The organism is Pseudomonas sp. NFX183 (assembly GCF_047943075.1).
Lineage (GTDB): Bacteria > Pseudomonadota > Gammaproteobacteria > Pseudomonadales > Pseudomonadaceae > Aquipseudomonas.
In genome coordinates this window covers 966,285-992,023 of the sequence record NZ_CP181333.1, presented here as the reverse complement: position 1 = coordinate 992,023, position 25,739 = coordinate 966,285, and the positions used below count along the sequence as shown (strand labels likewise).

Genomic DNA, 25,739 nt, shown 5'->3' with positions numbered 1-25,739 from the left:
AAACCGAGTCGCCTGCATCGCGGGCAAGCCCGGCTCCCACATGGGTCAATGCTGTTTTTGAAATAGGGTTCACAGGCATGTCCTCGCTTACAGACCGTGAGCCATGGCTTTATCGATCAGCCAGTTCAGCGATGGGCCGCGGTCGCTGGTCACTTCGACCGGGCGACCGGCGTAGGTGCTGTCCAGCGGCGCATCCGGCTTGATCTGCACGCGGATGTCGGAGGACAAGTCGGCGCTGTTCAGGCTGGTGCTGCTGACGATGGTGCCGGTGCGGATCTGTTCTTCGTCGGCAACCTGGAAGCTCACCGGTGTGCCTGGGCGAACGTCGGCGAACTGGCGGTAGGTGAAGCGCGCTTCCACATTGGCCAGGCTGCCGCGTGGCACCAGTTGGAAGATCACATCGCCTTTGCTGGCGTACTGACCGTCGGCGACCAGTTGCTGGGCCACCACGCAATCGCAAGGCGAGGTCAGGGTGCCGGTCATTTGCTTGCCGAATAGCTCTTCGACCTTGGCCGGTTGCAGTTGGTCTTCGTCCAGATGGCCCTTGAGCACATCGAGCATGCTGGTGCTGAAGGTCGCCAGTGGCGCGCCTTTGGCGGCGACCGCGTCACCTTTGAGCAGGCTTTGCACGGTGCCGTCGCGCGGCATGGTCACGTTCATGCCTGGCACGCTGACGAGGCCAGCCTGAGCGTGGCTGACGAAGTACATGCCGTAAATGGATTTGAGGACGAAACCGAACGCTGCCAGGCCGACGATGAAGATACCTGCGCTGAACACCACGGCGCGCAGGCGGCCCGCGGCGCTCATGTTGCTGCCGCCGTCCTTGACCTTGCGCGCCTTGGTGAAGTTGTCGCGCTGCAGGGTCGCCAGCACGTCGCCCATGGTCACGATGTCGCCGGACAAGTGCGAGGTGATCAGGTGGCGCAGGGTGGAAATATCCTGGGCGTCCAGGTTCTGGAACTGGCAACCGGTGCGGCCGGTCTGGCGGTCGTAGGAGCGAATCTGCAGCTCTACGTCCATCGCCAGGCCGAGGTTATCGATGACAAATTGCAGGCGGCCCTTGTGCACTTCACCGACGGTCAACGGCTGGGTGGCGGTGAACGCCAGGCCGCCGGCGGACAGGTCGATCACCCGTGCTTCGGTCTGGGTGCGGTCGGTGTTGAAAAAGCGCAGCTTGGCCGGGATTTTCACCCGGGCATGTTGGCGCTGGGCTTCGGATTCGTGGACAACGTTGGCGTTTACTTGGCTATTCATGGTGTGTAGTTCCTAGTTAATTCAGGCTTGGCAGGGTCAGACCATCATCAGCAACACGGCGACGAAAATGCTGCCGGCGGAGAAGGTCATGGTCCGAGACGACCAGGTGTTGAACCAACGTTGAAAGCTGGCCAAATCGCGGGTCAGTTTGGTGTCCTGGCGGGTCCAGGACTGTTGATCAAGGCGGAAGAACACGTAGATCTTCACCAGCGCGCCCATGATCTGGTTGTAATAGAGAATCACCGGGTAGGCCGGGCCGATCTTGTGACCGGAGCACGACAGCAGCAGGGTCAGAATCAGGCGGGTGATGCCGATCCACAGCAGGTACGCGAGGATGAATGCGCCGCCGTATTTGAAGGTGGCGATGATTGCCACGGTCAGGCCGAGCAGGGAGGTCCACATCGACACACGCTGGTCGAACAGCACCACGCTGGTGAACAGGCCGAGCCGGCGTACGCCCAGGCCCAGGGCACGGGAGTTCTGGCGCAGGTTGTTGCCGTACCAGCGGAACATCAGTTTGCGGCTGGCTTTGATGAAGCTCTTTTCCGGCGGGTGTTCCACGGTGTTGATCGCAGCGTCCGGCACGTAGAACGTGTCGTAGCCCAGGCGCATCAGGCTGAACCAGCTGGACTTGTCATCGCCGGTCAAAAACTTGAAGCGGCCCAGGCGCCAGTGTTGCAGCGAGTCGCTTTCCACGTCGGCGATAAAGCCCGGGTCGGTGACCACGCTGGCACGGAACACCGACATGCGCCCGGTCATGGTCAGCACGCGCTTGGACAGGGCCATGGAGCACATGTTGATGTGGCGTTGGGCGAAGCGCAGCTTGTGCCATTCGCTCATGATGTAGCCGCCGCGCACTTCGCAGAACTCGTTGGTGGTCAGGCCGCCGACATTGCCGAACAGCTGGAACCACGGCACGGTCTTGCGAACCACGCCTTCGGCGAGCACGGTGTCGCCATCGATCACCGCAACCACGGCACGGTCATCCGGCAGGTGGCGGGAGATGGCGCGAAAGCCGAAGGCCAGACCGTCGCGCTTGCCGGTGCCGGCGATGCGCACAAAATCAAGCTTCACATGGTCCGGCGGGTTCATGCGTTCCCACAGGCTTTTCACCAGCAGCTCATCGCTCATTTCCACCAGCGAGCAGACCACGGTGGTCGGGAAGCCGCATTCGATGGCCTCGCGAATCACCGAGCTGTACACCTGGGCGGTGGTCAGCGCGTCGATACGAAAGCTTGTGACCATCAGGAATACATGGGATGGGTCGGCGGCTTTGCCCAGCTTGCGCACTTTGCGGCGCAGGTGTGGGTAGACCACGTACAGGAACAGCATGCCGCGAAAGAAATGCGTAGCACCCATCGAGTAGCGCCAGATACCGACGGCGCCAATCAGGAAAATAAAATTCTTCGACTCGGAGTCGAACGTACTCGCCGGTAACAGCAGGGCGAGTCCCATCAGCAGGCTCAAAAACAACAGCCAGCCGGCGGATTGGAGCAGTACGTGTTTTAACTTGGACATAAGCGTCATCCGAAGGTGAAGAAGGCTCCAGGCTGCAAGCGCTGGGGATTGGTACGCTTGCAGCCCGGAACTTGCTGTTGCTGTTACCAGCAAATGCCTTCGGTGCGGCCGCTCACGCTGGTGGCCTTGGACATGAAGCCCACCAGGTCGACCACTTGCTTGCCGTGTGGTGCGTTATGCGCCAGCGCACGGAATTTCTCGTCACGGTTGCCGAGGATGATCACGTCGGAGTTGTTAATCACCGCGTCAAAGTCCGAGTTGAGCAGGGACGACACGTGCGGGATCTTGCCTTCGATGTAGTCTTTGTTCGCACCGTGAACACGGGCGTATTCGACGTTGCTGTCGTAGATGCTCAGGTCGTAGCCCTTGCCGATCAGCATTTCCGCCAGTTCCACCAGCGGGCTTTCACGCAGGTCATCGGTGCCGGCCTTGAAGCTCAGACCCAGCAGGGCGACTTTGCGCTTGTCGTGGCTTTCGACGATGTCGAAGGCGTTCTGCACCTGGGATTCGTTGCTGCGCATCAGCGAGTTGAGCAGCGGCGCTTCCACGTCCAGGGAGCCTGCGCGGTAGGTCAGGGCGCGCACGTCTTTGGGCAGGCACGAACCGCCGAAGGCGAAGCCTGGGCGCATGTAGTACTGGGACAGGTTGAGGGTTTTGTCCTGGCAGACCACTTCCATCACTTCGCGACCATCGACGCCGACCGCTTTGGCGATGTTGCCGATTTCGTTGGCGAAGGTGACTTTGGTGGCGTGCCACACGTTGCAGGTGTACTTGATCATTTCGGCAACGGCGATGTCCTTGCGGATGATCGGCGCGTCGAGTTCTTCGTACAGCGACTGCAGGACATCGCCGGAGGCTTTGTCGAACTCGCCGATGACGGTCATCGGTGGCAGGTCGTAGTCGGCGATGGCGGTGGATTCACGCAGGAATTCCGGGTTGACCGCGACACCGAAGTCGACGCCGGCCTTCTTGCCGGAGCAGTCTTCGAGGATCGGGATCACCACATTGGCCACGGTGCCCGGCAATACGGTGCTGCGTACCACGATGGTGTGGCGGGTGGTTTTGTCACGCAGGACAAAACCGATCTCGCGGCATACCGATTCGATGTAGTTGAGTTCCAGGTCGCCGTTTTTCTTGCTGGGCGTGCCCACGCAGATCATCGACAAGTCGGTATCGCGGATGGCCTCGGCGAAATTGGTCGTGCCGCGCAGCCGCCCGGTCTCGATACCCTGGCTCAGCAGTTCGCCCAGACCCGGTTCAACGATTGGCGATTTGCCCGCATTGATCAGGTCAATCTTTTCCTTGGAGATGTCCACGCCGACCACTTCGTGGCCACGGGCAGACAGGCAACCGGCACACACGGCGCCAACGTAACCCAAACCAAATATGCTGATGCGCATCGCATTTACCTCTTTGTCATTGAAGACGATATTAATCATGCCAATTAGATGGCCGGAGTTCATGTTTGCAAGCGTCACTGATGCCGCGAAAGTTGGGCGAATAGACGCCGACTTGCCGCGTGCAGGCATGTTGAATAACGAGTGACTAACTATTGCACTCAAGTTGTGCGAAACGTGGCCTTGTTATTGGTGCTTGCCCTGTAATGCAGCCGGCCTTCCTGGGAGAAGGGCCTGGCGCCAGTGCCGCAGAGCCTTGATAGAGGCTTTAAGCCTTTAAATATCAATGCCTTGGGTTATCTCACTGACCCATTAAGGGAAGCTGAGCCTTGGCCTTATAGTGGGTGGCAATGCATCCTTATCGCCGCTCTCAACTAATCGGTTTGTAATATGACCCCTGAGTCAAAGTTAAATGTGACAACTTTGCTACTTCCGTTGGTCGCCATGTAAGTCATCTCTTACAGCAACAGAGAATTTCGTTACCGGTGGTATGAGCGGTGCTTTAGGGTGAAGTTCCTGGCCACTCATCCTGTTTTCGGAAATTTCTTGAAATATTAGAAAAGATGGCACTGGTACTATATTGATAGCACTTGCTATTTGGGCCAGTAGTTACAGGTAGTTGGCGCGAAGGGATAGTTTTGTGCCACTAGTGTTTTAAAAAAGTGGTGCCACTACGAAAAAAATTCAGAAATGTCGAGTGAAAGATTCGTTAGGAATGCGACAGGATGTTTTTTGGCGCCAAATAAATGGCGATCTTTGGCTTGGAATGCAGATAAAAAGGTGGGAGCTGGCTTGCCTGCGATGGCGGAGTATCAGTCGACTTTTCTCTGACTGAAATACCGCTATCGCAGGCAAGCCAGCTCCCACATTGGTTTTTTAGCGATTGTGAGGGCAGTGCAGGGCCTTATTCCGGTGCGTGATCGCGCAGGAACACCAGGTTGTCCGGCTTGGACTGCTCGGCATTGAAGCGATAGCCCTGCAGATCGAACTGCTTGAGCTTGGCCGGATCGTTGATGCGCTCTTGGATCACAAAACGGCTCATCAGGCCCCGGGCTTTTTTGGCATAGAAGCTGATGATCTTGTACTGGCCGTTTTTCAGGTCCTTGAACTCAGTGTTGATGATCCGCGCGTTCAGGGCCGTGCGCTTGACCGCCGAGAAGTACTCGTTGGAGGCCAGGTTGAGCAGCACGTCATCGCCTTGTTCGGCAAGGGCTTCGTTGAGCCACTCGCTGATGCGGGTGCCCCAGAAGGCGTAGAGGTCCTTGCCGCGGGCGTTGGCCAGTTTGGTGCCCATCTCGAGGCGGTACGGCATCATCAGGTCCAGCGGGCGCAGCAGACCGTACAGGCCCGAGAGCATGCGCAGGTGGTCCTGGGCGTAGCTGAAGTCGGCGTCGCTGAAGGTTTCGGCGTTGAGGCCGGTGTAGACGTCGCCCTTGAAGGCCAGCAGGGCCTGCTTGGCGTTTTCCGGCGTGAAGGCTGGGGTCCAGCTGCCGAAGCGCGCGGCGTTGAGGCCGCCGATCTTGTCGGAGACGTGCATCAGGTCGCTGATTTGGGCTGGGCTCAGTTCACGCAGTTGTTCGATCAGCGCCTGGGAGTGGTCCAGGTATTGCGGCTGGGTGAAGCGCGGGGTGACCGGCTTGGACTCGAAGTCGAGGGTTTTGGCGGGGGAAATCACCATCAGCATGAAGTTGGCTCCTGTAATCGTGGGGGGATTCTAGGGGGTCGCGGGGTTTGACTCCACCTATGATGGTGATAGAGGGGGCTGCGGGTGGGTGTGTATCCGTTGCTGCGGTAACGGCGGCTGGCGGTTGCGCTCTTACAGCGGGACACTGTTGGCAATCGCCCGGAATGCCGGCCCAGCCAAAAGTAACCAAAAGGTCTGTGCCCCACCACTCGGTGCCTCGGCCGGCAGATCTACACACCTCTGACTGATGCACAGAGATCCAAATGTGGGAGCGGGCTTGCCCGCGAAGGCGGTGGTTCAGTCAGCTCATGTGTCACTGACCCACCGCCTTCGCGAGCAAGCCAGCCCCCACATTTGATTGAGTTCGGCTTCCATCTCAGCCATCACCCAAATAACGGATATCCCCACCAACCCAATAACCCAGCCCGGACGATCGGCTATAGTGCCCGACAACTATGGAAAGGGAGACCCCGTGTGCGAATTGCGTTTTTACTGTCAGCTTGTTTGCTGTGCCTGGGCGCCCAGGCGGCGCCGGTTGACGTAGCCAGTCTGGATCGCACCACCTGGCCCGAAAAACTCAGCAGCCCCGCGCTGTTCGATGTCGCCTCACGCGCCGAAATCCTGATGTTCGCCCACAGCTTAATCGCCAGCGAAGCTCAGGACGAAGCCGCGCTCAAACAACGCCTGGGCCTGAAGATCATCAACCTGGCCGCCATCGACGACCTGCGCCGCCAGCTCTGGCAGCGCCTGCTGGAAAACTACACCTTCGCCCAACAAAGCTGCGAAGAAGACGCCTCATTCTGCTACCTGGTCGAAAGCATGGACGACCTGCGCGAGCAAGCCGGCAAATTCCAGGTCAGCGACAACTCCTTCTATATAGGCTGGGCCAACCCCAGCCACAATTTCCACGAACGCTACCTCGACGAACTGCTGCGCAAATCCGCACTGTTCCCACAAATCAGCAGTGAAGTCCTGCGTTTCGGCGACCACGAACGCAATGGCGATGAACTCAACGACCGCCTGTTCCTGCTGACTTTCGACGGCGGGCCTGCGCCGGTCAGCGGCAATACCGACTGGCTCACCGACTACCTGCGCAAGCAAAAGATGAACGCCACCTTCTTCGCCCTCGGCAGCAGCCTGCAAACCCGCGTGGAGCGCAGTTCCGCCGCCGATGTGCAGGCGCTGTACCAAGGCCAGTGCGTAGGCACCCAGGGTTGGCAGTACCGGTCCCACAGCCATTGGGTCGACTGGCAAAGCTCGATCACCCGCAGTGCCGCGTTGGCGCAGAACCTGATGCCGGAAAACTACGTGCCGCTGTTTCGCCCGCCCTATGGCCAGCGTCGCGCCGACAGCCAGGGCTTCTTCCAGGCGCAAGGTTTACAGGTGGCGTTGTGGGACATCGATTCCCAGGACGAGCCGGGCAAACTCAAGGCTGACGAGTCCGCGCAGCGGGTGCTGACATTGATGTTGCTGTGGCGCAAAGGCGTGATTGTGTTTCATGACACCCAGGACAAGGCACGGGTCGCTTTGCCGATGTTGCTGCAGGCAACGGCGCAAAGTGGGCTGGGTTGGCAGGACTGCCGGGAGGCGTTTCGCTGAAAAAGCGCAAGTGCCCGGCCCTGTTGGGGATGAGGCATTTTCGGGGTGATTTTGTGCGACATTTCGATGCAGGCGGACTTCCGACTTTAACGGGGTGGCTGGCACTCGGCTAGTGCTATTCGTCATCCTGAAAAATAAACTTCAAAAAAGCGTCAAAGTGCTTTTTCCTGTCATCGTTTTTGCGGTATTACGAAGTCAGATCGCCGAAACCTGCAACACAGGTGGCGTCTTCCAAGACTCCTCATGTGGGCACTGCACTTGACGTCACTGCGGTGCAGTCGGTGGTCGAATCGAGGCGCAGCACTGTTGTGGTATTGCGTCGACTGGCTCCCACAAAGGTGACCGAGTATGGATGATCATGGACGTAACCCTTCTTCCGACCAGCCAATCCTTTATGTGCTTGATACCAACGTATTGATTCACGATCCAAACGCACTGCTCAACTTCGAAGAACACCACGTCGCCATTCCCATGATCGTGCTTGAGGAGCTCGACAAACTCAAAAGTGGCCACCACAGCGTTGCCGCTGAATGCCGCCAGGCCATTCGCCTGATCGACAAGACCCTGGGCGAAGCCTCGCCTGAGGACGTTGAAGTCGGCGTGCCGATCCAGCGTGGCAAAAGCGGGCCCAAGGGCTTGTTGTCGATTCTGATGAACAAGCGCAGCGAGCCCAACAGCCTGCTGCCGGAAAACTTGAACGACAATAAAATCATCAACCAATTGATCGACCTGCACGCGCGTGACAAGGACTTGCGCCTGGTGCTGGTGACCAAAGACATCAATATGCGCCTCAAGGCACGAGCGTGTGGGATCGCTGCCGAGGACTACAGTACCGACCAGCTCGTCGACGACGTGTCGATGCTGTCGCGCGGTTATCACACCATGACCGGCTCGTTCTGGGACCGCGTCAGCAAAGTTGAAACCCGTCAGGACCACGGCCGCACCTGGCACCAGGTACAGCTGACCGATAACCTGCCGGCCGTGCACATCAATGAATTCATCATCGACGAACAGGGGTTTGTGGGCTGGATCAAAGAAATCCAGGTCGACAAACTGCTGATCCTCGACCTGCATCAGGAACCCCTGTTGCACCAGGAAGCCTGGGGCCTGAAACCGCGTGACATCTACCAGAGCCTGGCGCTGTATGCGCTGCTCGACCCGGACATCCACCTGGTCAACCTGACCGGCGCCGCAGGTTCGGGGAAAACCATCCTCGCCCTGGCCGCCGCCATCGAGCAGACCATGGTGACCAAGCGCTATCGCCGTATCATCGCCACCCGCAGTGTGCAGGGCCTGGACCAGGAAATTGGTTTCTTGCCCGGCACCGAAGCCGAAAAAATGGAGCCGTGGCTGGGCGCGATCACCGACAACCTCGAAGCCTTGCACATGGATGACGAAAACACCCATGGCAGCGTCGATTACATCCTCAGCAAAGTGCCGTTGCAGTTCAAATCCCTCAACTACATCCGAGGTCGCAGCTTCCAGCAAAGCCTGATTTTGATCGATGAATGCCAGAACCTCACGCCGCACCAGATGAAAACCATCATCACCCGTGCCGGCGCCGGTTCCAAAGTGGTGTGCCTGGGCAACCTGGCACAGATCGACACCCCTTACCTGTCCGCGACCAGCTCCGGGCTGACTTACCTGACGGAACGCTTCAAGGACTTCCCGAACGGCGTGCATATCGCGCTGCAAGGGGTGCCTCGTTCGATCCTGGCCGAGTACGCCGAGTCCCACCTGTAAAAACATAATCCTGTCGCAGTTGGTGGCTAAATGCCACGAACCGCCCCGGATTTCTCACGAAGTCCGGGGTTTTTGTTATGTGCGACATTTGCCTGCGATTTAGCGCCGTGGGTGCTTGTGGACTTTGTAATTATTTTGTTACATTTTTTCTCGCCGCAAAAACCATAAGAACACTGCGTGACCCCCGTCGGAAATCCACCTCATTGATTCGACGACGTTTTGAAGACCCGTGTGGGTTTTCTGCGTGACCCTGCCTATTACAAAAAGCCCGATACATCGCTCATTGACGACGCACATATCCAAAGGGAAAGGAACATGGAAGTAGCAGGTAATGGCTCCACTTTGTTTCAACGTAAACGCGCCTCAGGTTTCAGGTCGATACCTCTCACGCCCATCGCACTCGGCCTGGCCTTGTGGCTGGGGCAGGGCCCAATGGCCTGGGCAGATGACAGCAACCCTTACACCGCCCAGGTGTTGGAGTCGGCCTTCAGGAAAGCCGTGGCATCGTTTGGCCCCAACACCGATGTCTACAAGAACCTGCGCTTTGCTTACGCAGACATCGTCGATCTGGCCGCCAAGGACTTTGCCGCACAGTCCGGTAAGTTCGATTCAGCCCTCAAGCAAAACTACGAACTGCAACCCGAAAACCTGACCATCAGCGCCATGCTCGGCGACACCAAGCGCCCGCTGGATTACGCCTCGCGGTTGGATTACTACCGCAGCCGGCTCTTCAGCAACAGCGGACGTTACACCACCAATATTCTCGATTTTTCCAAGGCCATCCTCGCCAACCTGCCGGCTGCCAAGCCCTACACCTACGTAGAGCCGGGCGTCAGCAGCAACCTCAACGCGCAACTGAACGCCGGCCAGTCCTGGGCCGCCGCTACCCGTGACTGGAGCGCCAACGCGCAAACCTGGAAAACTCCCGAAGCCCAGGTCAACTCCGGCCTGGACCGCACCAACGCGTACTACGCCTATGCCTTGGGCATGACCGGCAAAGGCGTGAATGTGGGCGTGTTGGACTCGGGCATTCTCACCGAGCACTTCGAGTTCCAGGGCAAAAATGCCCAAGGCCAGGATCGCGTGCAGGCGGTGACGTCCACCGGCGAGTACTACGCCACGCACCCGCGCTACCTCCACGACACCCCGGACGGCGAGTTTCAAAAAGGCGAGCACTTCAGTATTTCCGGTGAGTACGACCCGACCATCAACGACGGCCACGGTACGGAAATGTCCGGTGTACTCGGCGCCAGCCGCAACGGCACCGGCATGCATGGCATCGCGTTTGACGCGAACATTTTTGTCGCCAATACCGGCGGCACCGACGACAACCGCTTCCAGGGCTCCAACGATCTGGACTACAACGCGTTCATGGCCAGCTACAACGCGCTGGCCGCGAAGAATGTGTCGATCGTCAACCAGAGCTGGGGGCAAAACTCGCGCAACGACGTTGAAAACCACTTCGGCAATGTCGGCGACAGTGCGGCGGACAACTTGCGCGACATGAAGGCGGCCTATCGCCCGTTCTGGGACAAGGCCCACGCCGGGCAGAAAACCTGGATGGACGCCATGGCCGACGCGGCGCGGCAAAACACCTTTATCCAGATCATCTCGGCAGGTAACGACAGCCACGGCGCCAACCCGGACACCAACGCCAACCTGCCGTTTTTCAAGCCGGACATCGAAGGCAAATTCCTCTCGATCACCGGTTACGACGAGACCAGCGCACAGGTCTACAACCGTTGCGGCACCTCCAAGTGGTGGTGCGTGATGGGCGTCTCGGGGATTCCGTCCACCGGGCCAGAAGGGGAAATCATCCCGAATGCCAACGGCACCTCGGCCGCTGCGCCGAGCGTGTCCGGGGCCTTGGCGTTGGTGATTCAGCGCTTTCCCTACATGACCGCCAGCCAGGCCCGCGATGTGCTGCTGACCACCTCCAGCCTGCAAGCGCCGGACGGCCCGGACACCCCGGTGGGTGACCTGACGGGTGGCCGCACCTACGACAATCTGCAGCCGGTGCACGATGCCGCGCCAGGCACCCCGCAAGTACCGGGCGTCGTCAGCGGTTGGGGCCTGCCCAACCTGCAAAAGGCCATGCAAGGGCCTGGGCAGTTCCTGGGTTCGGTGGCGGTGGCATTGCCCACCGGTACTCGCGATATCTGGGCCAACCCGATTTCCGATGAAGCCATTCGTGCCCGCCGTGTGGAAGACGCCACCGAGCAGGCGACCTGGAAGGCCACCCAGCAACAAAAGGGTTGGCTCAACGGTTTGCCGGCGAATGCCTCTGACGATGATCAGTTTGAATACGAAATCGGCCATGCGCGCGAACAGGCAACGCTGGCACGCGGCAAAGACTTGCTCACTGGCAATACCTATGTCGGCAGTCTGGCCAAGTCCGGCGACGGCGAACTGGTGCTGGAAGGCCAGAACACCTACTCCGGCAGCACTTGGGTGCGCGGCGGCAAGCTGTCGGTGGACGGCGCGTTGACCTCGGCCGTGACGGTGGACGGCAGCGCCGTGGGCACAGTCAACGCCGATAACGGCGTGATGACCACGCTGGGCGGCACACTGGCCGGTAACGGTACGGTGGGTGCCTTGACCGTCAACAGCGGTGGCCGTGTGGCACCGGGCCACTCGATTGGCACGCTGCACACGGGCGACGTGACCTTCAACCCAGGCTCGGTGTATGCGGTCGAAGTCGGCCCCAACGGGCGAAGCGACCAGATCCAGAGCAGCGGCGTCGCCACCCTCAATGGCGGTGTGGTGACCGTGTCTTTGGAGAACAGCCCTAACCTGTTGTCCGCCACCGAGGCGCGCAGCCTGTTGGGCCAGCCGTTCAACATCCTCACCGCCACCCAGGGTATCAACGGACAGTTTGCGGCGATCTCGCCTAATTATCTGTTCATCGGGACTCAGCTGAATTACCAGCCTAACGCGCTGACCCTGGCCGTAGAACGCAACCAGACGACCTTTGCCAGCGTTGCGCAAACCCGTAACGAGCGCGCCGTGGCGACGGCGGCCGATGCATTGGGCGCGGATAGCCCAGTATATGAAAGCCTGCTCGCTTCAGACTCGGCCGCCCAGGCGCAGGCCGCGTTCAAGCAGCTGTCGGGGCAACTGCACTCGGATGTGGCGGCAGCGCACATGGCTGACAGCCGCTACCTTCGTGAGGCGGTCAACGGCCGTCTGCAACAGGCTCAGTCACTCGACTCCAGCGCGCAGATCGACGCCCGCGACAACGGCGGCTGGGTGCAACTGCTGGGCGGTCGCAATAACGTCAGCGGCGACAACAATGCCAGTGGCTACTCTTCGTCCACCAGCGGCGTGCTGCTGGGGCTGGACACCGAGGTCGGCGACGGCTGGCGTGTGGGCGCAGCGACCGGCTACACCCAGAGCCACCTCAATGGCGAGTCGGCTTCGGCGGACAGCGACAACTATCACCTGTCGGTGTACGGCGGCAAACGCTTCGACGCGATAGCGTTGCGCTTGGGCGGCGCCACCACCTGGCATCGTCTGGACACTTCGCGCCGCGTGGCTTACGCCAACCAGTCGGACTACGGCAAGGCCGACTACAACGCGCGGACCGACCAGGTGTTTGCCGAGATCGGCTACACCCAATGGAACCTGTTCGAACCCTTCGCCAACCTGACGTACCTGAACTACCAGAGTGATTCGTTCAAGGAGAAGGGCGGCGCCGCCGCTTTGCATGCCAGCAAGCAAAGCCAGGACGCCACGCTGTCGACCCTGGGCCTGCGCGCGCATACCCAATTGCCGATCAGCTCGACCTCGGCCGTCACCTTGCGCGGCGAGCTGGGTTGGGAGCATCAGTTTGGCGATACCGATCGTGACGCCTCGCTGAAGTTTGCCGGCAGCGACGCCGCCTTCGCCGTCAACAGCGTGCCCGTGGCGCGTGATGGCGCGGTGATCAAGGCCAGCGCGGAAATGGCCTTGACCAAGGACACGCTGGTGTCCTTGAACTACAGCGGTTTGCTGTCCAACCGCGGTAACAACAACGGGATCAATGCCGGATTCACCTTCCGCTTCTAACCTGGTGTTGTCATGCATAGAGGGGCGCACTGCGCCCCTCTATTCATGGGATAAACAGCCCTGCGCAAATTTGACTCACGGGTTTACAATTGCCGCTCCTGATCAGGAGTATCCCTGTGCTGACTCATCTCGATTCCCAAGGTCGCGCCCACATGGTCGACGTCACCGACAAAGCCGTGACGTTCCGCGAGGCCGTGGCCGAAGCGCGGGTGCGCATGCTGCCCGACACCCTGAAAATGATTGTCGACGGCGCCCACCCCAAGGGCGACGTGTTTGCCGTGGCCCGTATTGCCGGGATCCAGGCGGCGAAAAAAACCAGTGATCTGATTCCGCTGTGCCACCCGCTGATGCTGACCGGTGTAAAGGTTGAGCTGCGCGCCGACGGCGTGGACGCCGTGCATATCCTTGCGCGCTGCAAGCTCAGCGGCCAGACCGGCGTAGAGATGGAGGCGCTGACCGCCGCCAGCGTCGCGGCGCTGACGATCTACGACATGTGCAAGGCAGTGGACCGCGGCATGACCATCGAAAGTATTCGCCTGCTGGAAAAGCTTGGCGGCAAAAGCGGGCATTTCAAGGCGGACCAGGCATGAGCATCAACGTATTGTTTTTTGCCCGCTACGCCGAGGCGGTGGGCTTTGATTCGCTGGAGATGGAGGGCGATTTCGCCACCGTCGATGACGTGCGCCTCGCGTTGGTCAATGACCCGGCGTTTGCCGTGCTCAATGAGTCCAGCCTGATGTGTGCGCGTAACGAAGAGCTGTGTTCGCTGGATGAGCCGCTCGTCGAGGGTGACGAAGTGGCGTTTTTCCCGCCCGTGACCGGAGGCTGAGCATGGCCATTCGCGTACAGGCCGAGCCGTTTGATCCGGGCTTGGAAGTCAATGCGATGCACGCGGCCAATGTCGGCGTCGGCGCGGTGGTGAGTTTTGTCGGCTATGTGCGCGACTTCAATGAGGGGCGCGAGGTGTCGGGGATGTTCCTTGAGCACTATCCGGGCATGACCGAAAAAGCCTTGGCCAAGATCGCGGTCGAAGCCGAACAGCGCTGGCCGTTGCTCAAACTTGAGATATTACACCGGATTGGCGTACTTGAACCGGGCGAGCCGATTGTGTTCGTGGCAGCCGCCAGCGCGCATCGCCAGGCCGCGTTTGATGCCTGTGCGTTTGTGATGGACTACCTGAAGACCCGAGCGCCGTTCTGGAAGAAGGAAAACACCCCTGAAGGGCCGCGCTGGGTGGAAGGGCGGGGCAGCGATCACGCGGCGGCGGATCGCTGGAAGTAAACACCTGACATAAAGGTGTAGGGAGATCTGAATGTGGCAGCGGGCTTGTGTGGGAGCTGGCTTGCCTGCGAAAGCATCACCGCGGTGTGACTGACTCACCGAGGTGTCTGCATCGCAGGCAAGCCAGCTCCCACATGTTTAATCGCATTCGGCTTATGGGCGTTTGCGTTCTACAGCGCGCAGCAAATGCGTCGGCGGCGTCTCGCAGCTGATCTTGCGGCCCAGCAACGTCTCGATCGAAGGCAGCTGATACGAGTCATCCTCGCCCGCAAAACTGATCGATACACCCGCAGCGCCGGCACGCCCGGTACGGCCGATACGGTGCACGTAGTCGTCCGGCACTTCCGGCAGGGTGAAGTTGATCACATGGCTGATGCCGTCGATGTGAATCCCGCGCCCGGCCACGTCGGTGGCCACCAGCACGCGAATCTTGCCTTCGCGAAAGCCTTCCAGGGTCTTGATGCGCTTGTGCTGCGGCACGTCGCCCGACAGTTGCGCGGCGTTGACGCCATCGCGTACCAGGCGTTCTTCGATGCGGCGCACTTCGTCCTTGCGGTTGGCAAACACCATCACGCGCTCCCAACCGTTGTCATTGATCAGGTTGTAAAGCAGTTTGTACTTGTCGGCGCCGGCCACGGCGTAGATGTGCTGTTCGACGTTTTCGCTGGCAACGTTCAGCGCCTCGATCTCGACGATGGACGGATCGGTGGTCCACTGCTTGGCGAGGTTCATCACGTCTTCGGTGAAGGTCGCGGAGAACAGCAGCGTCTGGCGCTCGTTTTTCGGCGGGGTCTGACGAATGATCTGACGCACTTGCGGGATGAAGCCCATGTCGAGCATGCGGTCGGCTTCGTCCAGCACCATCACTTCGACCATGTCCAGGTGCACATCGCCACGCTGGTTGAAGTCGAGCAGGCGGCCCGGGGTGGCAACCAGGATGTCGCAATGGCGGGCTTCGAGGTGCTTGAGCTGCTTGTCGAAGTCCATGCCGCCCACGAACGTCATGACGTTGAGGCCGGTGTACTTGGTCAGGTCGGCGGCGTCCTTGGCGATCTGTACCACCAGCTCGCGGGTCGGCGCGATGATGAGTGCGCGCGGTTCACCCATGTAGCGCTCTTTGGGCGGCGGCGTTTGCAGCAACTGGGTGATGATCGAGATCAGGAACGCGGCGGTCTTGCCGGTGCCGGTCTGTGCACGGCCGATGGCGTCTTTGCCGGCGAGGGTGAAACCCAGCACTTGGGCCTGGATCGGCGTGCAGTACGGGAAACCCAGGTCCTGGATGGCGTGCATCAGTTCCGGAGCCAGTTTGAAATCGTGGAAGCGGGTTTTGCCTTCCTGCGGCTCGACGACGAAGTCTTCAAGTTTCCACGGGATCACGGGCGCTTTGGGCGCGCGTTCGCGGCGGGGTGCCTTGGGCGCAGGTGCAAGCTCGGCCTCGGCGGATTTTGCCGGTTCAGGCGCGATCACCGGTGGCTTCTTCGGTGAGGCAACAGGTGCGGTCCGGTCTGGCTGTTTACCGTCATTGCGGCTGCCGGATGAGGGGACAGGAGCACTGGGAACAGGCGCGAGCGGCTCAGCCTCGCTTTTGCCGAACATCTTCTTAAGTGCTTTGAGCACGGTCATCTCATTAATTGGTTAAGGAATGTACGCCGGCCAGTGTAATGCAAGAATCGGGCGCGGCGTAGTGCGTTGGTCACACGGCTACATAATGTGCGGTTTTCAGCCCAGGCGAGCGGTCAGCCAGGTTCCGATGTCGTGTATCTCCTGGGGTAACACTTCGTGCCCCATTGGGTATTCCTGCCATGTCACGGTGACACCACGGCTCTTCAAATGCTCGTAGGCGCTACGGCCCATAGCGTTCTGCACCACATCATCGTACTGGCCGTGCAGGCACAGCACGGGAATGCGTTGTTGGCTGGCGGACAATTGCAGTTCATCGCCAAAGGTGGGGGCGTAAGTGGAGAGGGCAATGACGCCGCCCAGCGGGCCCTGCCATCTAAGGAAGGCGGTGTGGAATACCACGGCGCCACCCTGGGAAAAACCGGCGAGGAAAATACGTGAGGCGTCTATTCCGGTTCTCTTCTGCTCCTCGATCAGGTCCGTGACCATGGTGGTGGATGCTTCCAGCTCTTGCAGACTGATCGAACGGGCCGGGCTCATGGCCTTGATGTCGTACCAACTGGGCATCTCGTAGCCGCCATTGATGGTCACCGCACGCGTCGGTGCCTGAGGCAACACAAAGCGCGTGGTCAACAATGTTTCCTGCAGCGCCTCGGCCACCGGTAGGAAGTCGTAGCGATCGGCACCCAGGCCATGCAACCAGATTACGCAGGCGTCTGCGGGATTGGCGGGCTGAAGAATCAAGGGTTCGGTCATGTCTGCTCCATTAATGTGCGTGCGCTCCGATTGGGTGCGTCGGAACGGTGCGTGATGGGTTGATCTGTTAAGAGAATGTCGCAAGGTTGAATCTTTTCCTATTGACCACGGGCTGAAACGACTCAGCCATCACTCTGGTACGGGCCTTGCTATGTGTAGGTCGATGTCAGGACTAACTCGCGACGGTAAGACTATCAGTGACTGCCGCTTGTGGGATAGCAACTGGAATTACTGCGACAACTTCATGCCGCTTGACCCTAAAAAAAGCCAACACGGGTCGATATCGCCTCATAAGGGTGCGCTGAGGTTCGAGCTCCGACACAACAAGAGCAAAACTGGAGGTTTGAATGAAGGTATTGAAATCCACCCTGGCCATCGTGTGCGCGGCCGCCGTATTGGGTGTCAGTGGTTTCGCCCAAGCCGGCGCAACCCTGGACGCTGTGCAGAAGAAAGGCTTCGTGCAATGTGGCGTGAGTGACGGCCTGCCGGGTTTCTCGGTGCCGGATGCCAGCGGCAAGATCCTGGGGATCGACGCTGACGTGTGCCGCGCTGTGGCAGCTGCCGTTTTCGGTGATGCGACCAAGGTCAAATTCAGCCAGTTGAACGCCAAGGAGCGTTTCACCGCGCTTCAATCCGGCGAAGTCGACATCCTGTCGCGCAACACCACCATGACCAGCTCTCGCGATGCCGGCATGGGCCTGAAATTCCCGGGCTTCATCACCTACTACGACGGTGTTGGCTTCCTGGTTAACAACAAGCTCGGCGTGAAAAGTGCCAAGGAACTGGACGGTGCAACCATCTGCATCCAGGCCGGTACCACCACTGAGCTGAACGTGTCCGACTACTTCCGCGCCAACAACCTCAAATACACCCCGATCACCTTCGACACTTCCGATGAAAGCGCCAAGTCGCTGGAATCCGGTCGTTGCGACGTGCTGACCTCCGACAAGTCCCAGCTCTACGCACAGCGCAGCAAGCTGGCCTCGCCGAAAGACTACGTGGTGCTGCCGGAAACCATTTCCAAAGAACCACTGGGTCCGGTCGTGCGTAACGGCGACGACGAGTGGCTGGCCATCGTGCGCTGGGTTGGCTACGCCATGCTCAACGCTGAAGAAGCCGGTATCACGTCGAAAAACGTCGAAGCTGAAGCCAAGTCCACCAAGAATCCGGACGTTGCCCGTCTGCTGGGTGCTGACGGCGAATACGGCAAAGACCTGAAAGTGAAGAAAGATTGGGTTGTACAGATCGTCAAGCAGGTCGGTAACTACGGTGAAGTGTTCGAGAAAAACCTCGGCAAAAGCACACCACTGGAAATCGACCGTGGCTTGAACGCACTGTGGACCAACGGTGGCATTCAATACGCACCCCCTGTGCGCTGATCGTTGATGGTTCTATCACCCGGTGGGCCAACCACCGGGTGATGTTCTGTTCCATTATTTGCGGGGCACTTCATGCAAAATCAAATCGGCGCACCCAAGCAGAAGCTCAGCTTCAGCGACCCTAAAGTGCGTGCGTGGCTCTTCCAGATCATCACGATTGTGGCGGTCGTCGCGCTGGGCTGGTACCTCTTCAACAATACGCAGACCAACCTTCAACACCGGGGCATTACCTCGGGGTTCGACTTTCTTGAGCGCAGTGCCGGCTTCGGCATCGCTCAGCACTTGATCGACTACACCGAATCGGACAGCTATGCCCGCGTCTTTGTGATCGGCCTGCTCAACACCTTGCTGGTGACCGTGATCGGTGTGGTCCTGGCGACCCTGCTCGGCTTTATCATCGGCGTGGCGCGTTTGTCGCCCAACTGGATGATCAACAAACTGGCGACGGTGTATGTGGAAGTATTCCGCAACATCCCACCGCTGCTGCAGATCCTGTTCTGGTACTTCGCGGTGTTCCTGACCATGCCGGGGCCGCGCAACAGCCATAACTTTGGTGACACGTTCTTTGTCAGCAGCCGTGGCCTGAACATGCCGGCAGCGATCGCCGCCGACGGTTTCTGGCCGTTTGTGGTCAGTGTCGTCGTCGCCATTGTGGCTATCGTGCTGATGGCTCGCTGGGCCAACAAGCGCTTTGAAGCCACCGGCGTTCCCTTCCATAAGTTCTGGGCGGGTCTGGCGTTGTTCATTCTGATCCCGACGCTGTGCGCCCTGATCTTCGGCGCGCCACTGCACTGGGAAATGCCCAAGCTGCAAGGCTTCAACTTCGTGGGCGGCTGGGTACTGATCCCCGAACTGCTGGCATTGACCCTGGCGCTTACCGTCTACACGGCCGCGTTTATTGCCGAGATCGTGCGTTCGGGCATCAAGTCCGTCAGCCACGGCCAGACCGAAGCCGCGCGCTCCCTGGGCCTGCGCCCTGGGCCGACGCTGCGCAAGGTCATCATCCCGCAAGCCCTGCGGGTGATCATTCCGCCGCTGACCAGCCAATACCTGAACCTGGCGAAGAACTCGTCGTTGGCCGCCGGTATCGGCTACCCGGAAATGGTGTCGCTGTTTGCCGGTACGGTGCTCAACCAGACCGGCCAGGCCATCGAGGTTATTGCCATCACCATGAGCGTGTACCTGGCGATCAGCATCAGCATTTCGTTGCTGATGAACTGGTACAACAAGCGCATTGCGCTGATCGAGCGGTGAGGAAACGCACATGACTTCGCATACTTTCAAACCTGATATGCCGCCGCCGAACAAAGTCTTCGGGCCGATGGCATGGATGCGCGCCAACCTGTTTTCCAGCTGGCTGAACACCTTGCTGACCTTGTTGGCGTTTTACCTGATCTACCTGATCGTGCCGCCGATCCTGCACTGGGCCATTCTTGACGCGAACTGGGTCGGGACCACGCGCGCCGACTGCACCAAAGAGGGCGCCTGCTGGGTGTTTATCCAACAGCGCTTCGGGCAGTTCATGTACGGCTACTACCCCGGCGACCTGCGCTGGCGCGTGGACCTGACCGTGTGGCTGGCTATCGTAGGCGTGGCGCCGTTGTTCATCTCGCGTTTTCAACGCAAGGCGGTCTACGGCCTGAGCTTTCTGGTGCTGTACCCGATCATTGCGTACTTCCTGCTGCACGGCGGCGTCTTCGGCCTGACCAACGTGGCCACCAGCCAGTGGGGCGGCCTGATGCTGACCCTGGTCATCGCCACGGTCGGTATTGCCGGCGCCTTGCCGCTGGGCATTGTGCTGGCGTTGGGGCGGCGTTCGAACATGCCGGCGATTCGAGTGGTCTGCGTGACCTTCATCGAGTTCTGGCGCGGCGTGCCGTTGATCACCGTGCTGTTCATGTCCTCGGTGATGCTGCCGCTGTTCCTGCCTGAAGGCATGGGCATCGACAAACTGCTGCGAGCGCTGATCGGCGTGATCCTGTTCCAGTCGGCCTACGTGGCGGAAGTGGTGCGGGGTGGTTTGCAGGCGATTCCCAAGGGGCAGTACGAAGCCGCTGCGGCGATGGGCCTGGGCTACTGGCGCAGCATGGGCCTGGTGATTTTGCCGCAGGCCTTGAAGCTGGTGATTCCCGGCATCGTCAACACGTTTATCGCGCTGTTCAAGGACACTAGCCTTGTGATCATCATCGGCCTGTTCGACCTGCTCAACAGCGTCAAGCAAGCTGCCGCCGACCCGAAATGGTTGGGCATGGCCACTGAAGGCTACGTGTTCGCCGCCCTGGTGTTCTGGATTTTCTGTTTTGGTATGTCGCGCTATTCCATTCATTTGGAACACAAGCTCGACACAGGCCACAAGCGTTAGGAGTTGTTGTTATGAGCGAAGCGATCAAACAGCCTGTGAGCCCTGAAGGCATTATCCAGATGCAGGGCGTCAACAAGTGGTACGGCCAGTTCCATGTGTTGAAAGACATCAACCTCAACGTCAAGCAGGGCGAGCGTATCGTGTTGTGCGGCCCGTCGGGTTCGGGCAAGTCCACCACCATCCGCTGCCTCAACCGTCTGGAAGAGCATCAGCAAGGCCGCATCGTGGTCGATGGCGTGGAGCTGACCAACGACCTCAAGCAGATCGAAGCGATCCGCCGTGAAGTCGGCATGGTGTTCCAGCACTTCAACCTGTTCCCGCACCTGACCATCCTGCAGAACTGCACGCTGGCGCCGATGTGGGTGCGCAAGATGCCCAAGCGCAAGGCTGAAGAAATTGCCATGCACTACCTGGAGCGCGTGCGCATTCCGGAGCAGGCCCACAAGTTTCCGGGGCAACTGTCCGGCGGCCAGCAACAGCGCGTGGCGATTGCCCGTGCGCTGTGCATGAAGCCGAAAATCATGCTGTTCGATGAGCCAACGTCGGCACTCGATCCGGAAATGGTGAAAGAGGTACTGGATACCATGATCGGCCTGGCCGAAGACGGCATGACCATGTTGTGCGTGACCCACGAAATGGGCTTCGCCCGTACCGTGGCCAACCGCGTGATCTTCATGGACAAGGGCGAGATCGTCGAACAGGCGGCGCCGAATGACTTCTTCGACAACCCGCAGAATGATCGGACCAAGTTGTTCTTGAGCCAGATTTTGCATTGATCGATGTTTGAAACGATAAACCCGGCCTGGTGCCGGGTTTATTTTTGCCTGTCTAGGAGGCCTTGAGGGCTTCCCGCGTTTCGTTGTTGAGGCTGTAAGTGAAGGCGTTGCGCAGGTCTGCGCCTTCGGCCAGTTCGGTGGCGTCGGTGAGCAAGTGGGGGTAACGATCCAGCAGGCGCATCAGCACCATCAACGGTTTTGGCGGCGTAATTTCGCCGCGTTCGTAGCGTGAGAGTGCGTTGTGCCCGCCACCGGAAAACACTGCTACGGTTTGTTTTTGCGTGAGGTGCAGCTTGCGGCGGATACGCTTCAATTCGGCGCCCATCATGCGCCGTGCTGCGTGGAGCAGATCATCACCGGCCTTGGCATGGCGTTCGCAACTATCGGGGTCATACATGCCGTCTTCGCACACCTGGCATTCCCAGCCCGAGAGATCATCAATGCGCCGCTCCATACCTTTTATGCACAGGGTTTCGCTGCGGCCTTCAAAGCGTGTCATGGCGTCGGGGGCGCCACAGATATAGCAATGTTGGGTGTTCATGGGTTCATCCCTTTGAAGGAGATCACCGGTGGGTTACTGCCGGAGCAGTAAGTGACCTTGATGTAAATCTCCAGACCATGTGAATGGATGTGGTAGACGTCATGCCAGACGCGGTGATCGGCATAGGTGGTCATCGATTTGTACAACATCCTGTTGTGCAGTTTGAAAACGATCGCTTGCATCTCAGTGAGATCAAGGTCGAGAGCCTCTGCGGTTCTCTTTGCCGCCCGTGTGAAAGCCTTGGCACCAAGCCGCCTCACATCCGCCTTTATCACCGCCAGATCGTAATGAGGTGTGTACTTTTCCATAAGACACCTGAGTCCAATAATTACCCTATATGGGTAATTTTACTAATCGAAAATTCAGTTCTTTTTGCCGCCTACGAACCCTAGTGCGTTGCCTTTGTAGGCAAGTCTGAATAGGCTGTAGGAAAATTCATCCTATGATTGGACGAAAGCGCAAAATCCATGACAGACATCGCCCCTCTGATCAAACGTTCCCTGGTTGACCAAGCCCTGGAGCAACTGCGTCGACGCATCACTGAAGGCAAATGGGCCATCGGCGAGCGCCTGCCCACCGAGCCTGAGCTGTCCGCCGAGCTGGGCATCAGCCGCAATACCGTGCGCGAGGCCATGCGTGTATTGGCGTTTTGCGGCTTGATCGAAATTCGCCAGGGCGACGGCAGTTATTTGCGCTCGATGACCGACCCGCTGGGCGCAATGCGGGCGTTGTCCCATTGCACCCTGGAGCAGGCGCAGGAGACCCGGCAGATTCTCGAAGTGGAGGCCATCGGGCTTGCGGCGTTGCGCCGTACCGAGGCCGATCTGAGTGCGTTGCGCGACGCACTCAAGGCCAGCGCCGAGCTGTACCACGGCGACCTGGAGGCTTATATCAGCGCCGATCTGGTGTTCCATAAACACTTGGTGGACGCGGCGCACAACCCGGCACTGAGCGAGCTGTACCAGTACTTCTCTGCCATCGTCGCCGCCCAGTTGCGCCAGACCCTGAACATCTCACCGCGTCGCCAGGCCGTGTTTGACCTGCATATCGCCTTGCTCGACGCCGTGGAGCAGCAAGATCCGGAACGCGCCAAATCCCTCTGCCGGCAGTTGATCAATGAACCTTGAAACCAAACGCCCGACTGAACTCGAAGAATTATTAATCGACGCCGAAGCCGATGACGACGTGGTGCAGCACACCCCGCCGGTCGTCGCGCGGCCGTGGCTGTTACTGCTGGGCCTGATTCTGGTGGCACTGAACCTGCGCCCGGCATTGTCGAGCATGTCGCCGCTGCTGGCTGAAGTCTCCCAGAGCCTGGGGTTGTCGGCAGCCAAGGCGGGTTTGCTGACCACCTTGCCGGTGCTGTGCCTGGGCCTGTTCGCACCGATGGCGCCGATCCTGGCGCGGCGCTTCGGCGCTGAGCGCGTGGTGCTGGGGATTCTGTTGACGTTGGCTGCCGGGATCATTTTGCGCAGTGCCTTCGGCGAGGTCGGGCTGTTCGCCGGTAGCCTGATTGCCGGAGCAAGTATCGGCATCATCGGCGTGTTGCTGCCGGGCATCGTCAAGCGTGACTTTGCCAAACAGGCCGGCACCATGACCGGCGTGTACACCATGGCGCTGTGCCTGGGCGCCGCATTGGCTGCCGGCTCGACGGTGCCGCTGAGCAAGCATTTCGGTGACAGCTGGAGCATCGGCCTGGGCTTCTGGATTCTGCCAGCGCTGGTGGCGGCGGCGTTCTGGTTGCCACAGGTCGGGCAAAAACACGGTGCCCATCAAGTTGCGTATCGCGTGAAGGGGCTGCTGCGGGATCCGCTGGCCTGGCAGGTAACGGTGTACATGGGCCTGCAATCGTCGCTGGCCTATATCGTGTTCGGTTGGTTGCCATCGATTCTGATCGGTCGCGGCCTAAGCGCGACCCAGGCGGGCCTGGTGCTGTCCGGCTCGGTCATCGTGCAGTTGGCCAGTTCCCTCGCCGCACCTTGGCTGGCCACGCGCGGCAAGGACCAGCGGCTGGCGATTGTGGTGGTGATGCTGTTGACCCTCGGCGGCTTGTTCGGCTGCCTGTACGCGCCCCTTGATGGCCTGTGGGGCTGGGCGATCCTGCTGGGCCTCGGCCAGGGAGGCACTTTCAGCCTGGCGCTGACCTTGATCGTGCTGCGCTCGCGCGACTCACATGTCGCGGCCAACCTGTCGAGCATGGCCCAGGGTTTTGGCTACACCCTGGCATCCCTCGGGCCGTTCGCGGTCGGGCTGGTGCATGACTGGACGGGCGGCTGGACGGCCGTAGGCTGGATCTTTGCCGTGATCGGCGTGGGCGCCATCGTCGCCGGGTTGGGCGCGGGCCGTGCGGTGTACGTGGGCGTGCGCAGCGAGAAGGTATAGCGAGATAGCCTGTGAGGAGCAGTAAACCTGCTCCCGTGCCAGGCAAGCTTGGGCGCCACCCCAAGCCCTGCGCTTTTCAGGCGTTACAGGTACCGCATTTCCAGGGTGGCCGAACCGTCGATGAGCACTTCGTTACTCAGGTCCATCCCGTCGGTGCGGTTGATGAGGGTTTGCACCTCCAGGTCGGCGACCAGGTCTTTGGTCGGCAGCGGTTGGCTGGCGTCGTTCATGGCGGCGATGGACATGTACAGGCCCGGATCGAGGAACCTTTCCTTGTTCCACGAACTTCCCTGGTCAGTGGAGCCAATGGTCTGCACCGGCACATTGTCGGCGAGCGGGTTACTCAGCATCAAAACGTAATGCCCAAGCTTCTGATCGCCATTGATCAAGCCCAGGCCGTAGTCGCTGGGGTTGTCGGTTGAGCCGACGCGGTTATCCACGCCATACAGGGCGAATGCCGTTGCGGCCTCACAGGTGACGGTCAAGCTCAGCGTATGGTTGCCGATGATGGTGTATTTGGCCGGGTTCAGGTCCTTGGCGGAAATCTTGCCGTGGTCGATCACCCCACCATTGGACAGGCTCGGCGTGCACGCGCTGGGCGTGATCAGGCCCTTGACGGTCAGTTCGGCAGTGGATGCCGCCGAAGCACCTGTGGAGGTGACCAGTAATAGCGCAGTGGTCAAGACAGGGAAAAGCTTGTTCATTTAGCGGGTACTCCTAGGGTTGAAAAAGGTGGTGTCACAGATAAGTCACTTCCAGGGTGGCGGAGCCATCCATGGGAATGTCGGTGCTCAAGTCCAGGTTCTGCTTGGCGTTGATCACTGCTTCCAGGGTCAGTGTGCTGTTCAGGGTCTGGATGCCGGAGGGGCCCGCGGTGCTGCCTTCCAGATCGGTAAAACCCAGCAGGCTTTTGGCGCCGATGTCGATTGGATTGCGGTTTGAGGTGCGCCAGGCCACGCCGCCGGTGGTGGACTCGGTGCCGTAGATGTGCGGCACGGCATCGGCCACGGTCTGCTTGGGGTCGAACTTGACCGAATACACACCGACCTTGTTGCCGCTGCCGTCCAGGCCCAACCCGTAGTAAATCTCACTGTTGACGTGCGCCGTGCCGTCGCGGTTGTCGCGCATGCGCAAGGCGTAGCGGGCGGCGCCGTTGCACGTGACGGTCAGGTTCAGGGACTTGAGCGGCAGCCGTGTGCCGGTTGTGAGGTTAAGGTCTTGCTGGGAGATTTTGCCGAAGTCGACCAGTCCTGCGGCTGACAGGGTTGGCGTGCAGGCCATCGGCGTAATCAGCCCATCGACCCTCAGCTCTACGCTGGAAGCGGCGAGGCTCAGCGGGTTGAAGAAGATAAAGGGCGCGAGAATCAGATATCGAAGGGTCATGAGGGCTCCGGGAGCGC

General features: G+C 59.8%; 22 protein-coding genes. 12 read left to right on the top strand and 10 right to left on the bottom strand.

The genetic code is table 11. The features are described from left to right. Positions 1-87: 87 nt before the first annotated feature. From ACM530_RS04735 to yaaA, 4 genes are all read right to left on the bottom strand, one after another. Positions 88-1,254, bottom strand: coding sequence for an alginate biosynthesis protein Alg44 (locus ACM530_RS04735; RefSeq protein ID WP_145161270.1), 1,167 nt, complete (start codon positions 1,252-1,254; stop codon positions 88-90). 36 nt (positions 1,255-1,290) lie between these two features. Next, on the bottom strand, positions 1,291-2,772 hold the full coding sequence (gene alg8, locus ACM530_RS04730; RefSeq protein ID WP_178119688.1) for a mannuronan synthase: 1,482 nt from the start codon (positions 2,770-2,772) through the stop codon (positions 1,291-1,293). An 83-nt stretch (positions 2,773-2,855) separates the two neighbouring features. Beyond that, on the bottom strand, positions 2,856-4,172 hold the full coding sequence (locus ACM530_RS04725; RefSeq protein ID WP_106579580.1) for a nucleotide sugar dehydrogenase: 1,317 nt from the start codon (positions 4,170-4,172) through the stop codon (positions 2,856-2,858). 901 nt (positions 4,173-5,073) lie between these two features. Beyond that, positions 5,074-5,853, bottom strand: a complete 780-nt coding sequence (yaaA, locus tag ACM530_RS04720) for a peroxide stress protein YaaA (RefSeq protein ID WP_145161274.1) — start codon at positions 5,851-5,853, stop codon at positions 5,074-5,076. Positions 5,854-6,327: 474 nt separating this feature from the next. Between yaaA and ACM530_RS04715 the strand changes: the two genes are divergently transcribed. The 6 genes from ACM530_RS04715 to moaE all read left to right on the top strand — a co-directional run bounded on the left by ACM530_RS04715 (position 6,328) and on the right by moaE (position 14,523). Beyond that, positions 6,328-7,452 carry a polysaccharide deacetylase family protein gene (locus tag ACM530_RS04715; RefSeq protein ID WP_416364360.1) on the top strand — a complete coding sequence of 375 codons (1,125 nt, stop codon included), beginning with the start codon at positions 6,328-6,330 and terminating at the stop codon, positions 7,450-7,452. A 348-nt stretch (positions 7,453-7,800) separates the two neighbouring features. Continuing rightward, entirely contained in the window at positions 7,801-9,195 is a 1,395-nt protein-coding gene (locus ACM530_RS04710) for a PhoH family protein (RefSeq protein WP_053254513.1), read from the top strand. Positions 9,196-9,510: 315 nt separating this feature from the next. Beyond that, positions 9,511-13,242 (top strand): autotransporter domain-containing protein, encoded by a 3,732-nt coding sequence (locus ACM530_RS04705; RefSeq protein WP_416364359.1) that lies wholly within the window; start codon positions 9,511-9,513, stop codon positions 13,240-13,242. A 116-nt stretch (positions 13,243-13,358) separates the two neighbouring features. Continuing rightward, positions 13,359-13,832, top strand: coding sequence for a cyclic pyranopterin monophosphate synthase MoaC (gene moaC, locus ACM530_RS04700; RefSeq protein ID WP_056858942.1), 474 nt, complete (start codon positions 13,359-13,361; stop codon positions 13,830-13,832). Further along, a complete protein-coding gene (gene moaD, locus ACM530_RS04695) occupies positions 13,829-14,071 on the top strand; it encodes a molybdopterin converting factor subunit 1 (RefSeq protein WP_416364358.1) in 243 nt (80 codons plus the stop codon). The genes moaC and moaD overlap by 4 nt, the downstream gene beginning before the upstream one ends. A 2-nt stretch (positions 14,072-14,073) precedes the next feature. After that, complete coding sequence (gene moaE, locus ACM530_RS04690) at positions 14,074-14,523, top strand: molybdopterin synthase catalytic subunit MoaE (RefSeq protein ID WP_416364357.1); 450 nt, start codon at positions 14,074-14,076, stop codon at positions 14,521-14,523. Positions 14,524-14,676: 153 nt separating this feature from the next. Here the strand turns inward: moaE and rhlB are convergent, their stop codons facing one another. Continuing rightward, the gene (rhlB, locus tag ACM530_RS04685; RefSeq protein ID WP_416364356.1) at positions 14,677-16,146 is read right to left on the bottom strand and encodes an ATP-dependent RNA helicase RhlB; all 1,470 of its coding nucleotides are present in this window, start codon (positions 16,144-16,146) and stop codon (positions 14,677-14,679) included. Positions 16,147-16,242: 96 nt separating this feature from the next. After that, on the bottom strand, positions 16,243-16,899 hold the full coding sequence (locus ACM530_RS04680; protein WP_416364355.1) for an alpha/beta hydrolase: 657 nt from the start codon (positions 16,897-16,899) through the stop codon (positions 16,243-16,245). Positions 16,900-17,246: 347 nt separating this feature from the next. Here ACM530_RS04680 and ACM530_RS04675 point away from each other — a divergent pair, with 347 nt between their 5' ends. The 4 genes from ACM530_RS04675 to ACM530_RS04660 all read left to right on the top strand — a co-directional run bounded on the left by ACM530_RS04675 (position 17,247) and on the right by ACM530_RS04660 (position 21,416). Continuing rightward, on the top strand, positions 17,247-18,278 hold the full coding sequence (locus ACM530_RS04675; protein WP_106579519.1) for an amino acid ABC transporter substrate-binding protein: 1,032 nt from the start codon (positions 17,247-17,249) through the stop codon (positions 18,276-18,278). Between the two features lie 72 nt (positions 18,279-18,350). Next, positions 18,351-19,532, top strand: a complete 1,182-nt coding sequence (locus tag ACM530_RS04670) for an amino acid ABC transporter permease (protein ID WP_145161289.1) — start codon at positions 18,351-18,353, stop codon at positions 19,530-19,532. Positions 19,533-19,542: 10 nt separating this feature from the next. After that, a complete protein-coding gene (locus tag ACM530_RS04665; RefSeq protein WP_145161290.1) occupies positions 19,543-20,640 on the top strand; it encodes an amino acid ABC transporter permease in 1,098 nt (365 codons plus the stop codon). A gap of 11 nt (positions 20,641-20,651) precedes the next feature. After that, positions 20,652-21,416, top strand: a complete 765-nt coding sequence (locus ACM530_RS04660) for an amino acid ABC transporter ATP-binding protein (protein ID WP_003171943.1) — start codon at positions 20,652-20,654, stop codon at positions 21,414-21,416. 52 nt (positions 21,417-21,468) lie between these two features. Here the strand turns inward: ACM530_RS04660 and ACM530_RS04655 are convergent, their stop codons facing one another. Together ACM530_RS04655 and ACM530_RS04650 are read right to left on the bottom strand one after the other, a co-directional pair. Then, entirely contained in the window at positions 21,469-21,957 is a 489-nt protein-coding gene (locus ACM530_RS04655) for a type II toxin-antitoxin system MqsA family antitoxin (protein ID WP_416364354.1), read from the bottom strand. Then, positions 21,954-22,265, bottom strand: coding sequence for a type II toxin-antitoxin system MqsR family toxin (locus ACM530_RS04650; protein ID WP_145161294.1), 312 nt, complete (start codon positions 22,263-22,265; stop codon positions 21,954-21,956). Before ACM530_RS04650 ends, ACM530_RS04655 begins: the two co-directional genes overlap by 4 nt. 159 nt (positions 22,266-22,424) lie before the next feature. Between ACM530_RS04650 and ACM530_RS04645 the strand changes: the two genes are divergently transcribed. Both ACM530_RS04645 and ACM530_RS04640 read left to right on the top strand, forming a co-directional pair. Next, positions 22,425-23,084, top strand: a complete 660-nt coding sequence (locus ACM530_RS04645) for a FadR/GntR family transcriptional regulator (RefSeq protein WP_145161296.1) — start codon at positions 22,425-22,427, stop codon at positions 23,082-23,084. After that, positions 23,074-24,339, top strand: coding sequence for a CynX/NimT family MFS transporter (locus tag ACM530_RS04640; RefSeq protein WP_416364353.1), 1,266 nt, complete (start codon positions 23,074-23,076; stop codon positions 24,337-24,339). The genes ACM530_RS04645 and ACM530_RS04640 overlap by 11 nt, the downstream gene beginning before the upstream one ends. A gap of 83 nt (positions 24,340-24,422) precedes the next feature. On the opposite strand, the gene ACM530_RS04635 is transcribed toward ACM530_RS04640, so the two are convergent. Both ACM530_RS04635 and ACM530_RS04630 read right to left on the bottom strand, forming a co-directional pair. Next, on the bottom strand, positions 24,423-25,043 hold the full coding sequence (locus ACM530_RS04635) for a DUF1120 domain-containing protein (protein ID WP_416364352.1): 621 nt from the start codon (positions 25,041-25,043) through the stop codon (positions 24,423-24,425). Between the two features lie 34 nt (positions 25,044-25,077). Further along, positions 25,078-25,722, bottom strand: a complete 645-nt coding sequence (locus ACM530_RS04630; RefSeq protein ID WP_416364351.1) for a DUF1120 domain-containing protein — start codon at positions 25,720-25,722, stop codon at positions 25,078-25,080. Positions 25,723-25,739: the final 17 nt, after the last annotated feature.

Bases quoted from the DNA above. Each gene is read 5' to 3' on its own strand.
- ACM530_RS04670 (WP_145161289.1), top strand. From the start codon at position 18,351: ATGCAAAATCAAATCGGCGCACCCAAGCAGAAGCTCAGCTTCAGCGAC.
- ACM530_RS04725 (WP_106579580.1), bottom strand. From the start codon at position 4,172: ATGCGCATCAGCATATTTGGTTTGGGTTACGTTGGCGCCGTGTGTGCC.
- ACM530_RS04710 (WP_053254513.1), top strand. From the start codon at position 7,801: ATGGATGATCATGGACGTAACCCTTCTTCCGACCAGCCAATCCTTTAT.
- ACM530_RS04675 (WP_106579519.1), top strand. From the start codon at position 17,247: ATGAAGGTATTGAAATCCACCCTGGCCATCGTGTGCGCGGCCGCCGTA.
- ACM530_RS04630 (WP_416364351.1), bottom strand. From the start codon at position 25,722: ATGACCCTTCGATATCTGATTCTCGCGCCCTTTATCTTCTTCAACCCG.
- ACM530_RS04735 (WP_145161270.1), bottom strand. From the start codon at position 1,254: ATGAATAGCCAAGTAAACGCCAACGTTGTCCACGAATCCGAAGCCCAG.
- ACM530_RS04705 (WP_416364359.1), top strand. From the start codon at position 9,511: ATGGAAGTAGCAGGTAATGGCTCCACTTTGTTTCAACGTAAACGCGCC.
- ACM530_RS04680 (WP_416364355.1), bottom strand. From the start codon at position 16,899: ATGACCGAACCCTTGATTCTTCAGCCCGCCAATCCCGCAGACGCCTGC.
- ACM530_RS04660 (WP_003171943.1), top strand. From the start codon at position 20,652: ATGAGCGAAGCGATCAAACAGCCTGTGAGCCCTGAAGGCATTATCCAG.
- rhlB (WP_416364356.1), bottom strand. From the start codon at position 16,146: ATGACCGTGCTCAAAGCACTTAAGAAGATGTTCGGCAAAAGCGAGGCT.
- ACM530_RS04645 (WP_145161296.1), top strand. From the start codon at position 22,425: ATGACAGACATCGCCCCTCTGATCAAACGTTCCCTGGTTGACCAAGCC.
- moaE (WP_416364357.1), top strand. From the start codon at position 14,074: ATGGCCATTCGCGTACAGGCCGAGCCGTTTGATCCGGGCTTGGAAGTC.
- ACM530_RS04640 (WP_416364353.1), top strand. From the start codon at position 23,074: ATGAACCTTGAAACCAAACGCCCGACTGAACTCGAAGAATTATTAATC.
- moaD (WP_416364358.1), top strand. From the start codon at position 13,829: ATGAGCATCAACGTATTGTTTTTTGCCCGCTACGCCGAGGCGGTGGGC.
- yaaA (WP_145161274.1), bottom strand. From the start codon at position 5,853: ATGCTGATGGTGATTTCCCCCGCCAAAACCCTCGACTTCGAGTCCAAG.
- ACM530_RS04650 (WP_145161294.1), bottom strand. From the start codon at position 22,265: ATGGAAAAGTACACACCTCATTACGATCTGGCGGTGATAAAGGCGGAT.
- ACM530_RS04665 (WP_145161290.1), top strand. From the start codon at position 19,543: ATGACTTCGCATACTTTCAAACCTGATATGCCGCCGCCGAACAAAGTC.
- alg8 (WP_178119688.1), bottom strand. From the start codon at position 2,772: ATGTCCAAGTTAAAACACGTACTGCTCCAATCCGCCGGCTGGCTGTTG.
- ACM530_RS04635 (WP_416364352.1), bottom strand. From the start codon at position 25,043: ATGAACAAGCTTTTCCCTGTCTTGACCACTGCGCTATTACTGGTCACC.
- ACM530_RS04655 (WP_416364354.1), bottom strand. From the start codon at position 21,957: ATGAACACCCAACATTGCTATATCTGTGGCGCCCCCGACGCCATGACA.